The organism is Rhodoferax sp., assembly GCF_023701345.1.
In the GTDB taxonomy this organism is placed as follows: Bacteria; Pseudomonadota; Gammaproteobacteria; order Burkholderiales; family Burkholderiaceae_C; genus Rhodoferax.
In genome coordinates this window covers 19665-30894 of the sequence record NZ_JAMPXE010000026.1, presented here as the reverse complement: position 1 = coordinate 30894, position 11230 = coordinate 19665, and the positions used below count along the sequence as shown (strand labels likewise).

The window sequence follows — 11230 nt, the reverse complement described above, 5'->3', positions numbered from 1 at the left end:
CGTGAAGGTTTTCATGTGGCACTGCGCCAGGGGGCTGGCCCGTGGCGCGGTCTGCAGGCCGAGCAGCTGATTGATTCGCCGCTGATTGCGCTGGGATCACCCGCTGCTGCACGTCGCTTGCACGGACGCAGTACGGAGGCGCTGGCCGATGAGCCCCTGCTCGGCAGTGTCAAGCTGTGGGAGCGCTGGTTTGCGCTGGGATGCAGCCGGGTGGGGGTCAACCCGGTGGCCACGTTCAATGACTCAGGCCTGATGCTTCAGGCTGTGGAACAGGACATTGGCATCGGGCTGGCGCGCGAGGTGCTGGCGGCTGATGCGCTACGTGAAGGGCGGTTGGTACGCCTGTCGCCCTGGGCTTTGCCCGATGCCACGGCCTACGCCTACTGGTGTGTGTTTCCTCCCGAGCTTGAGGCGTGGCCGCCGTTGCAGGTGTTTCGCGCCTGGCTTCGCGAGGAGTTGGCGCTGTCACTGCAAAGCACTGCCTAATGGACATTCCCGGTTGAATACACTCGCCGCATGAAAAACCAACGTTTTGACACCCTGGATGCCATGCGCGGCCTGGCCATGCTCTGGATGACGGGGTTTCATCTGGTTTTTGACTTGAACTACTTCAAGCTGGTCACGCAGGACGTCTACCGCGACCCGTTCTGGACCTGGCAGCGCACCCTGATCGTCAGCCTGTTTTTGCTGTGCGCCGGCATGGGCCAGGCCATGGCCACGGCGCAGGGGCAAAGCTGGCCGCGCTTCTGGCAGCGCTGGGCTCAGGTGGCAGGGGGCGCGCTGCTGGTTACGGCGGGCTCCTGGCTGATGTTTCCCAACAGCTTCATTTATTTTGGCGTGCTGCACGGTCTGGCGCTGATGCTGATCTTGGTGCGTCTCACCGCCCGCTGGGGACGGTGGTTATGGTTACTGGGCGCCCTGGCTATCGTATCCAAATTCATCTTTGAGCACCTGCTGCAGTCCGGGCCGTTGGCGCCATGGGCCGATGCTTTTAACAGCATGCGCTGGAACTGGTTGGGCTGGATCAGCCAGAAACCGGTCACCGAAGACTATGTGCCGTTGTTTCCCTGGCTGGGTGTGATGTGGTGGGGGGCGGCAGTCGGTGCCTGGCTTTTGAAACAGCAGCCCGGCTGGCTGGCGCGGCCCATGCCGCAAGCCCTGGCCGGGCTGGGTCGCTGGAGCCTGAGCTATTACCTGCTGCACCAGCCTGTGCTGATTGCGCTGGTGGGCGGAGTGAGCTGGTTTTTCAAATAAAAAAGCCGGAGCGAATCCGGCTTTCAGGAGTCACAAAGCGACTGGTTTATTCAATCTTGGCTTTTTTGCGCAGGTCTTCCTGATATTGGGTCAGCTTTTGCTGTTGCAGTTGTTGCGACACTTGTGGTTTGACCTCTTCGAGCTTGGGCAATTGGGCATCGCGCACGTCATCCAGGCGGATGATGTGGAAGCCGAATTGGGACTTGACCGGGGTCTCGGTCAACTGGCCTTTGGTCAAGGTTGTCAAGGCGGTGGCAAATTCGGCCACATAGTTGCCTGCAGGCGCCCAGTCCAGGTCGCCACCCTTGGCGCCGGAGCCTGGATCCTTGCTTGATTTTTTGGCGATTTCTTCAAACTTGCCACCTTTTTTGAGCTGGGCAATGATGGCCTTGGCATCTGCTTCCTTTTCAACCAGAATGTGACTGGCGCGGTACTCTTTGCCTCCATTGGCCGCTGCAAACTTGTCGTATTCGGCCTGGATGTCGGCATCGGTGACCGGATTGGTTTTTTGGTAATTGGCGAACAGTTCACGGATCAGGATGGTCTGGCGCGCCAGTTCCATCTGGTTTTTGAAGTCGGCCGTGGTGTCCAGACTTAATTTTTTGGCTTCCTGCATGAAGATTTCGCGGGCGATCACTTCGTCTTTGATCTGCTGCTGGATCTCTGGCGTGACCGGGCGGCCAGAGCGCGCCACTTGTTGGCTCAAGGCATCGACGCGTGTCAGGGGGACGGCCTTGCCGTTGACAATGGCCACATTTTGTGCCACAGCCGCGGCAGACATACCGCCCAGAAAGGCGGCCAAGGCAAGACCTGATACCAGTTTATTTTTCATGCAAATTTCCTGCAAATAATTTAAAGAGAAAAGCGAAATTTTCGACCGTGGCCGTCAGACTTTTGGTGTTTGGGCTTCAATGGCCAGGGCGTGCAAGCCCTGGTCCATGAAATCTTGGAGCGCATCATACACAAGCCGGTGCCGTGCCACGGCGGACTTGCCGGCAAAAGCCCCAGCCGTGATGCGCACCCTGAAGTGGCTGCCAAAGCCGGTGCCGTTGGCGCCGGCATGGCCGTGGTGCTGGTGGCTCTCGTCGATCACCTCGAGTTGACTCGGTTGCAGGACTTGTTGCAGGCGCTGCTGCAGTTGCTCGGCGGTAGGGGCTTGGTTCATGGTGTGGGGGTTTTGGTGTCGTCAGCCACCAGATAGCGTGAAATATAAAACCCCTGGCCGACTATGAAGACCAGCGGGAAGGCGTAGCCCCAGAGCTTGAAGTTGACCCAGGCTTCGGTGCTGTAGTAGGCCGCCACATAGGCGTTGATGAGCGCCATGAAGGCGCTGTAGCCGATCCATAGGATGTTCAGGCGCATCCACACCGGCTCGGGCAGAGTCATTTGGCTGCCCAGCAATATTTTCAGGAAATTCTTCTTGTAAATCCAGACCGCCAGCGCCAGCGCAATCGCCATGGCCGCGTAAAGTACGGTGGGTTTCCATTTGATGAAACGGTCGTCGTGCAGCACCAGCGTGAGTGTGCCAAACGCCAGCACCAGCCCCAGCGTTATTTTGTGCAGGGCCTGCAGCTTGCGGTCAATGCCGTAGATCAGCGCCATTTGCAGCACGGTGGCCGCCATCAGCACGCCGGTGCCAATGTAGATGTCGTAAAACTTGTAGGCGCCGAAGAACAGCAGAATGGGGAAAAAGTCGATCAGTATTTTCATGTAGGGGTGAAGTTTAACGAAGCCGAGTTCATGCAATAGCGCAGGCCGGTGGGCGCGGGACCGTCGTCAAAGACATGGCCCAGGTGCGCGCCGCATTGGGCACACACTGTTTCGACCCGGGTCATGCCCAGGCTGCGATCGGTGATCTCCTGGATGGCACCCGGGATCGCCAATGAAAAACTGGGCCAGCCGCAATGCGCGTTGAACTTGGTGCTGGAATCAAACAGTTTGGCGTCGCAACAAATGCAGTGGTAGCTGCCGTCGGCCTGGTGCGCCTCGTACTTGCCACTGAACGGCCGCTCGGTGGCGGCATGGCGTGTGACCTGGTAAGCCACCGGTTCGGCGCCTTTGGCTTGCAGGATGGCTTGCCACTCGGCATCGGTTTTCTGGATTTTGAAGGGCATGACGGTCTCGCTTGAAATGTATCGGGGTGTTCAGGAACTGCAACTGATCTCGATCCGGCTGGCCCAATCGGGGGGCAGGCCGGCATAAGTCTCGAACGCGGGGTGCTCGTCGAAAGGGCGCTCCAGCAGGGTCAGCAAATTGGCGACCATCGAGAAATCCTTGCCTTTGGCGGCTTCGATGGCCAGCTCGCCGAGGTAGTTGCGCAGCACATACTTGGGGTTGGTTTTGAGCATCAATGCCGCCGCCTGGTTCTGATTCTCACCAACGAGGCGCTCTGCATAACGCAGCAGCCAGGCATCCCAGGCCGCTGTGTCCAGAAACAGGTCGCGCACCGGCGCAAACTGCTGGCTGGCGACGGCCTGACTCAACCGGCGCCAGAACAGCGTGTAGTCGACCCGGTCTTGCGCCAGCAACGCCAGCAGGTCCTGCAGCAAGGTGTGGTCGATATCGGTGCCAGCGCCGTTCCCGGTCAAGCCCAATTTGGCGCACATCAATTGCAGCCAGGTGCGCTCAAACACCGATTTGAAGGTGTCCAGCGCCTGCAGGGCGAGGGCCTGGTCTTCGATCAAGGGCATCAGCGCCTGCGCCAGCGCATAGAGGTTCCAGTGGGCGATGTCGGGCTGGCGGTCAAAAGCGTAGCGGCCGCCGCGGTCGGTGTGGTTGCAGATGTGGCCGGGGTCATAGGCATCAAGGAACTGAAATGGCCCGTAGTCGATGGTCAGGCCCAACATGCTCATGTTGTCGGTGTTCATGACACCATGGCAAAAGCCCACCGCCTGCCAGTGCGCCACCATCACGGCGGTGCGTTCGGTTACCTGCATCAGCAAATTGGCATAAGGGTTGGCGGCAAGCAGGCTGGCGCTCTGGCAATCCGGGTAATAACGTGCGATCACATAGTCGGCCAGTGTTTTGAGCTGTGCTATCTGGTTGCGCGCGGCAAAGTGCTCAAAATGGCCAAAACGGATAAAGCTGGTAGCCACGCGTGTGACCACGGCTGCGGTTTCCAGGGATTCGCGGGCTACTTCTTCGTCGGAGCCGACCACGCACAGGGCGCGCGTGGTCGGGATGCCCAGGGCGTGCATGGCTTCACTGCACAAGAATTCGCGAATGCTGCTGCGCAACACGGCACGGCCATCGCCCATGCGCGAGTAGGGTGTCAGGCCGGAGCCTTTAAGCTGCACTTCCAGTCCGTTGACCTCACCCAGCAGACAGGCCCGGCCGTCGCCGAGCTGCCCGGCCCAGTGGCCAAACTGGTGACCGCTGTAGACACTGGCCAGCGGCTGGCTGCCGCTGATGGGCTGGTTGCCCGCCAGTGCCTGCAGTAGTGCATCGGACTGCAGTTGCCCGGCTGGCAAGCCCAGCATCTCCGCCACCGCCAAAGAGCGGCCGACCCAGTAGGGTGCCGGCATGCCTTGCGGAGCCAGTGCGGTGTAAAAATCAGGCCCCAGGCGTTGGAAATGGTTATTCCAAACCAGGCCGGTATGGCTGATTTGGAAAGGCTGGAGCAAGGTGTTCATGGCTGAATTGTGTCGTGCCGTGCTCAAGCCCAATGGTTGCAGGGGCATCCAGCCGATTTATCCCGTAACATCCAGTTACTTTTTCTTTGTCGGCAGGAACCTTCCCATTTAATGTTGTCCCACCGTTTCTTACCGCAATCTCTCAAAACCCGTGTCACGTTGATGACACTGCTCATCGTGGTGCTGAGCTTTCTGCTGTTGGCTTTCTACAGCAAGCGTTTGTTGCGTGAAGAATTGCTGCTTTATACCGGTCAGCAACAGCGTTCGGCTTTGAGTTTGTTGTCCTCCGAGGTCAATCTTGGTCTGCGCGAGCGGCTTGACATTCTCGAAACGCTGTCCTTGCGAGTGTCGCCAAACATGCAGCAGGACCCGGCAGCGTTGCAGGCTTTTTTGCAGGAGCAGTCGTTTCTGGCCGGACCGTTCAATGGCGGTGCCAGGTTATGGAACCGGCAAGGGGTGCTGCAGGCCGATGTGCAGTTTTTGCCGGATGCGCTGGTCACGCCAGTCATTGCGCAGCAGGAGTTGGCGCGGGTGCTTCAGGACGGGCAGGTGGTGATTGGCCAGATGCAGGTCAACAACAAGCTGAAAACGGCCTCGTTTGCCATGGCTGTGCCCGTGCGCGGCCCTGCGGGCGATGTGCTCGGCGCTTTGGCCGGTGTGGTGCGGCTGGATCAGGCCAACTTTTTGAGTCAATTGACCTCGCATCGCTACGGCAAGACCGGTAATTTTTTCCTGGTGGATGCAGGCCAAAGACTGATTTTTGCCGCGTCCGAGCCGACGCGCTTGCTTGAAATGTTGCCGGCGCCTGGTGTGAGCCCGTCAATAGATCGCTTCATTCAGGGATTTGAGGGCACGGCACGGGTGATTGATCCGAAAGACGGTGATCTGCTGGTCAGCGTTCAACAAATTCCCCTGGCCCATTGGTACGCTGCGGTCACGCTCCCGCCTGAAGAAACTTTTTCCTTGATCGAGACCATCAAGCCACGCGCCAGGCTGGCGGGTTTGGCGTTGCTCCTGCTTTGCCTGGCCTTGATCTGGTTGATGCTGCGCCGCCAGTTGGCGCCCATGACCGCGGCCGTCAATACCATGGACGGCTTTGTGCGCAAAAACCAGGCACCACAAGCCCTGCCCGTGGTGCTGAACGACGAAGTGGGACAACTGGTGGGTGGTTTTAATCGACTGCTGGATACCCTGGCGCAGCAGCAAAAAGTCTTGAAGCAACGGGAATTGTTCAATCAGTCGGTGCTCAACTCGGTGGATGCAGAAATTGCCGTGCTGGACCATGACGGTGTGATTGTGAAAGTGAATGAAGCCTGGCAGCGCAATGAAATAGACGGCGTTGGGGGATCACGGCAAAACAGCCCGGACATGAATGTCGGGACCAATTTTCTGGCGGCGTGCCAGCTCATGGAAGCTGATGCCATCACGCGAGACAGCATGACGGCGCAGGACGGCATCCGGGCGGTACTGGCTGGGCACATACCCCGGTTCTACCTTGAATACGCTTCCCATTCTCCGCAGCAGCAGCGCTGGCTCAGCATGAGCGTGACGCCGCTGCAGGGTGAAGACCGACTGGCGGCAGTGGTATCGCTGGAAGACATTACCGAGCGCACCCAGATGGCGCAACAGGTGCGTGAACTGGCTTTTCGTGACCCGCTGACCGCCTTGCCCAATCGGCGTTTGGCGCTGGAGCGCTTGTCGCAACAGGTGATGCGTGCGCGCCGCACCAACACCCGTCTGGCACTGTTATTTATTGATCTGGACAAGTTCAAGCCCATCAACGATGAACTGGGCCACGAGGTGGGCGATTGGGTGTTGCAGGCTGTTGCGCAGCGCATTCAGGGCTGCCTGCGTGTCTCGGATACCGCTGCGCGCATGGGGGGGGACGAGTTTGTCGTGTTGCTGTCTGACCAGCAAAACAGCGAGGTCTCGGTGCTGGTGGCCGAAAAAATACGCCATGCGCTGGCTCAGGAGTTCGTGACCGACAAGGGCATGGTGTTGAGTATTTCATCGAGCATCGGTGTGGCCTTGTACCCGGACCATGGCGCGACCGAGAAAGACCTGTTGCGCCTGGGTGACGAGGCCATGTACCAGGCCAAAAAAAGCGGCCGCAATGCGGTTTACCTGTGTTTGCCGATCGTCGCAGAGTCGGCCCGCGAGGCAGAGCCCGCCGCTTCGACCTCTTACGTCCACCTGCGTTGGAAAGACGCGTTCAATAGTGGTCATGCTGTCCTTGATGAGGAGCATGAAACATTGTTCCGGCTGGCCAATACGCTGCTCGACAAGGTGGTTTTGCGGCATCAGGAACCGCAGGCGTTTGAGGCTGCCTATGATGCGCTGTTCAAGCACACGGTGGCGCATTTTTCCCATGAGGAAGCTATTTTGCGAGAGCTCGGGTTTGCCGATCTGGAACGCCATATGGACCAGCATCAGGCACTGTTGACAAGTGCCAGGGCGCTGCACCAGCAGTTGCATGAAGTTCCTGAAAAAACCGGTGCCGAGGGTCAATTGATCAAGTTCCTGGTAGCCGAACTGGTGGCGGGCCACATGTTGCAGTCCGACCGGGACTTCTTTGCCTTGTTTGCCATGCCTGGATGATGGCTGTTTGGCGGTACGATGCGTACCCGTCGGCAGTTCTTCGCTGACAAAACTTGCTGTTATTGCGAACAAAGCACGGCAGTGACGACCTTTTAAATCCTGCATGGCATTCTTCACCATTTCACTACTCAACGGTCTTAGCTACGGGCTGCTGCTGTTCATGCTGAGCTCGGGGCTGACGCTGATCTTCAGCATGATGGGCGTGCTCAACTTTGCCCATGCCTCGTTTTACATGCTGGGCGCCTACTTTGGCTACAGCGTGACCGAGTGGCTGGGCTTCTGGCCGGCCTTGGTACTGGCGCCGTTGATGGTGGGTGGTCTTGGTGTCCTGTTTGAACGCTTTGTGCTGCGCCGGGTGCACCGGTTCGGCCATGTGGCCGAGCTGCTGATCACCTTTGGCATGAGTTACCTCATTCTGGAAGGGGTACAACTGGTGTGGGGCCGCAGTTCGGTGGATTACCGCGTGCCGGTGGCACTGGGTGGCCCCTTGCTGACGCTGTTTGACACCCAGTTCCCGCTCTACCGCGCCTTCATGATGGGGGTGGCCTTGCTGATGCTGGCCGCCCTGTGGCTGCTGTTGACGCGCAGCCGCGTCGGGTTGGTGATCCAGGCGGCTTTGACGCACCCCGGCATGGTCGAGGCGCTGGGGCACAACGTGCCGCGTGTGTTCATGTGGGTGTTTGGTGGCGGCTGCGCGCTGGCAGGTCTGGCGGGCGTGCTGGGCGGCAATGCGTTTGTCACCGAGCCGGGCATGGCCACGGCGGTGGGCGGCATTATTTTTGTGGTGGTGGTGGTGGGTGGCATCGGCTCGTTGGGCGGGGCATTTCTGGCTTCGCTGCTGATTGGCCTGATGCAGACCTTTGCCGTGGGCCTGAACGTGTCGGTGGCGCCGATCCTGCCCTATATGTTGATGGTGCTGGTGCTGGTTTTCCGGCCCCGGGGTTTGCTGGGCGCGCGGGGCGACTGATGGCGCGCACCGTGGTGTGGAGCCTGTACGCGCTTTTGCTGGCGCTGGCGCCCATGATTTTTACCAGCAGCCTGAGCCAGACACTGCTCTGCCAGATGGGTATCGCCATCATTGTCTGTCTGAGTTACAACATGCTGCTGGGGCAGGGCGGCATGCTCAGTTTTGGCCATGCGGTGTATTCGGGCATGGGCGCGTTTCTGGCCATTCACACGCTGAATCGGGTCAGTGATGGTTTGGCGCTGCCGGTGAGCCTGATCCCTCTGGTGGGCGGCTTTGCCAGCCTGGCGCTGGCCGGGGTGCTGGGCTGGATCACGACCAAAAAAGCCGCCACGCCGTTTGCCATGATTACCTTGGGCATGGGTGAACTGGTGTGGGCCATGGCACTGATGTTCCCCGGGTTTTTTGGCGGCGAGGCCGGGGTATCGGGCAACCGGGTGGCGGGCAGCCCGGTCTTCGGCATCAGCTTTGGCCCGCAAATCGAGCTGTATTACCTGATTGCCGCTTACACCTTTGTCTGCACAGCACTCATGTATGCCTTTACCCGCACACCGCTCGGGCGCATGTTGAATGCAGTGCGTGACAACCCGGAGCGGGTCGCCTTTGTCGGTTACAACCCACAGATGGTGCGCTACCTGGCGTTTGTGATCGCCGCATTTTTTGCCGGAATTTCAGGGGGCTTGGCGGCGCTCAATTTTGAGATCGTGACCTCCGAAGTGCTGAGCGGTCACCGTTCGGGCGCTTACCTGCTGTTCACCTTTCTGGGTGGCACCACGTTCTTTTTTGGCCCCATCATTGGCGCCATTTTGATGGTGCTGGCGTTTGTGCTGCTGTCCGGGCTGACCCAGGCCTGGCTGCTGTATCTGGGGCTGATCTTCATCGTGATGGTGATGGTTGCGCCGGGTGGCGTGGCCTCGCTCATCATGGCGAACCTGCGGCTGGCCAGGCATGGTTTTTCAAGGCGACTGTGGGTGAGTTATCTGGCGCTGTGGCTGACCGGGCTGCTCTCCCTGGCGGGTGCAGCCGCCCTGCTGGAAATGGTTTACCACTTGCAACTGGACGCAGCACTGGGCCCCGAGTTGTCTTTTATCGGGATCACGCTCAATGTCAAAGGGTTCGACAGCTGGATTGGTTCGGGCTTGGTCATGCTGACCGGCCTGGGACTGTTTGCGTTGTGCCGGCGCCAGTTTGTGCAGGACATCAAACTTCCGGAGGCGTCATGACCCAGCCTGCTGATGCCCTGGTGTTGCAGGATCTGCACAAAAGCTTTGGCAAAACCGACATCATCCGCGGCATCAGCCTGGCCGTCAAAGCGGGCGAGCGTGTCGGCATCATCGGCCCCAATGGTGCGGGTAAGTCGACCCTGTTCAACCTGATCAGTGGCCGCTTTGCGCCCACAAAGGGCCAGATTCTGCTCAATGGCAGCCGCATTGACGGCAAGCAGCCGTACCAGATCAACCGCATGGGCTTGTCGCGCAGTTTTCAGATCAGCAACATCTTTCCCACGCTCAGCGTGTTTGACAACCTGCGCTGCGGCGTGCTCTGGCGCCTGGGCTACAAGTACACGTTTCTGAAATTCCTGGCGGGTCTGGACAATGCCAATGCGCAGACGCAAGCCGTGATGGAAAGTGTGCACCTGGACAAGCAGCGCGACACCCAGGCCATGCACCTGAGTTATGCAGAGCAACGCGCGCTGGAGGTGGGTATCACCATCGCCAGCGGTGCCAATGTGATCTTGCTCGACGAGCCCACCGCCGGCATGAGCCAGTCCGAGACCAGCCGTTTCATCCACCTGATCAGGCATGCCACCGAAGGCAAAACCCTGTTGATGGTGGAGCACGACATGGGCGTGGTGTTTGACCTGGCCGACAAAATTGCCGTGCTGGTGTATGGCGAATTGCTGGCTTTTGACACCCCGGAGGCGGTGCGTGCCAACGCGCAGGTGCAGAAAGCCTACTTGGGCTCGACGGCGACGCAGGCGGGGTTTGTGTGATGCTGAAAGTTGAACAACTGCACGCCTTCTACGGCAAAAGCCATGTGCTGCATGGTGTCTCGCTGCAGGTGGGGGCGGGTGAAATTGTGGCGCTGCTGGGGCGCAACGGCTCGGGTCGTTCGACCACGGCCAAAGCCATCATGGGACTGGTCGAGGCACAGGGTTCGCTGCTTTGGCAGGGGCGGCAGATGCTGGGCAAAAAAACCTTCGAGATCGCCCAATCGGGCCTGGGCTACGTGCCCGAGAGCCGTGACATTTTCCCCACGCTGACAGTGGCGCAAAACTTGTGGTTGGGTCAAAAACACAGCCACAAAACGGGCCGCTGGACGATGGACGACATGTACCGTTTGTTCCCGCAACTGCAAGCGCGCCAACATACCGAGGCCGGCGTGCTGTCAGGCGGCGAGCAGCAAATGCTGACCCTGTGCCGCAGCCTGATGGGCGACCCCGACCTGATCATCATCGACGAGCCCACCGAAGGCCTGGCGCCCAGGCTGGTCGAAGGGGTGGGGCAATTCCTCAGGCAACTCAAGGCGCGCGGTATCGCGGTGCTGCTGATCGAGCAAAAGCTGACGATTGCCCTGGACGTGTCCGACCGCTGCTACGTGATGGGCCATGGCAGCGTGGTCTTTGAAGGCACGCCGGAAGATCTGCGCCAGGCCAGCGCCATCCGCAAAGAGTGGCTGGAGGTGTGAATGGATGGTGTCCTGAGCGGATGAGGCCTGCGCCCGCTAACGTAGTCATCCTCATTAACGGGTTTCGATGCGGTGGCGGATTACGAGTTCAGAC

Annotated in this window: 12 protein-coding genes; 7 read left to right on the top strand and 5 right to left on the bottom strand. The window is 59.5% G+C overall.

The window, feature by feature from the left end; genetic code table 11:
* Both NDI87_RS05690 and NDI87_RS05685 read left to right on the top strand, forming a co-directional pair.
* The coding region (locus tag NDI87_RS05690; protein WP_296273838.1) for a LysR substrate-binding domain-containing protein at positions 1-486 on the top strand (486 nt) is incomplete at its 5' end.
* Positions 487-516: 30 nt separating this feature from the next.
* Positions 517-1254 carry a heparan-alpha-glucosaminide N-acetyltransferase gene (locus tag NDI87_RS05685; protein WP_296273837.1) on the top strand — a complete coding sequence of 246 codons (738 nt, stop codon included), beginning with the start codon at positions 517-519 and terminating at the stop codon, positions 1252-1254.
* Between the two features lie 46 nt (positions 1255-1300).
* Here NDI87_RS05685 and NDI87_RS05680 read toward each other — a convergent pair whose 3' ends face one another.
* From NDI87_RS05680 to NDI87_RS05660, 5 genes are read right to left on the bottom strand one after another with little or no spacing between them, the layout of a single operon-like run.
* The gene (locus NDI87_RS05680; RefSeq protein WP_296273836.1) at positions 1301-2086 is read right to left on the bottom strand and encodes a peptidylprolyl isomerase; all 786 of its coding nucleotides are present in this window, start codon (positions 2084-2086) and stop codon (positions 1301-1303) included.
* Positions 2087-2140: 54 nt separating this feature from the next.
* Positions 2141-2419: a BolA family protein gene (locus NDI87_RS05675; RefSeq protein ID WP_296273835.1), complete on the bottom strand. Its 279-nt coding sequence runs from the start codon at positions 2417-2419 to the stop codon at positions 2141-2143.
* The gene (locus NDI87_RS05670; RefSeq protein ID WP_296273834.1) at positions 2416-2964 is read right to left on the bottom strand and encodes a septation protein A; all 549 of its coding nucleotides are present in this window, start codon (positions 2962-2964) and stop codon (positions 2416-2418) included. Before NDI87_RS05670 ends, NDI87_RS05675 begins: the two co-directional genes overlap by 4 nt.
* The gene (gene msrB / locus NDI87_RS05665) at positions 2961-3368 is read right to left on the bottom strand and encodes a peptide-methionine (R)-S-oxide reductase MsrB (RefSeq protein ID WP_296273833.1); all 408 of its coding nucleotides are present in this window, start codon (positions 3366-3368) and stop codon (positions 2961-2963) included. The genes NDI87_RS05670 and msrB overlap by 4 nt, the downstream gene beginning before the upstream one ends.
* A 30-nt stretch (positions 3369-3398) precedes the next feature.
* A complete protein-coding gene (locus tag NDI87_RS05660; RefSeq protein ID WP_296273832.1) occupies positions 3399-4886 on the bottom strand; it encodes a protein adenylyltransferase SelO in 1488 nt (495 codons plus the stop codon).
* Between the two features lie 162 nt (positions 4887-5048).
* On the opposite strand from NDI87_RS05660, the gene NDI87_RS05655 reads away from it, so the two are divergent.
* From NDI87_RS05655 to NDI87_RS05635, 5 genes are all read left to right on the top strand, one after another.
* Positions 5049-7484, top strand: a complete 2436-nt coding sequence (locus NDI87_RS05655; RefSeq protein ID WP_296273831.1) for a diguanylate cyclase — start codon at positions 5049-5051, stop codon at positions 7482-7484.
* A 103-nt stretch (positions 7485-7587) separates the two neighbouring features.
* Positions 7588-8451, top strand: a complete 864-nt coding sequence (locus tag NDI87_RS05650) for a branched-chain amino acid ABC transporter permease (protein WP_296273830.1) — start codon at positions 7588-7590, stop codon at positions 8449-8451.
* Complete coding sequence (locus NDI87_RS05645) at positions 8451-9671, top strand: branched-chain amino acid ABC transporter permease (RefSeq protein ID WP_296273829.1); 1221 nt, start codon at positions 8451-8453, stop codon at positions 9669-9671. The genes NDI87_RS05650 and NDI87_RS05645 overlap by 1 nt, the downstream gene beginning before the upstream one ends.
* Complete coding sequence (locus NDI87_RS05640; RefSeq protein WP_296273828.1) at positions 9668-10441, top strand: ABC transporter ATP-binding protein; 774 nt, start codon at positions 9668-9670, stop codon at positions 10439-10441. The genes NDI87_RS05645 and NDI87_RS05640 overlap by 4 nt, the downstream gene beginning before the upstream one ends.
* Positions 10441-11136 (top strand): ABC transporter ATP-binding protein, encoded by a 696-nt coding sequence (locus NDI87_RS05635; RefSeq protein ID WP_296273827.1) that lies wholly within the window; start codon positions 10441-10443, stop codon positions 11134-11136. The genes NDI87_RS05640 and NDI87_RS05635 overlap by 1 nt, the downstream gene beginning before the upstream one ends.
* The last annotated feature ends 94 nt before the right edge of the window (positions 11137-11230 follow it).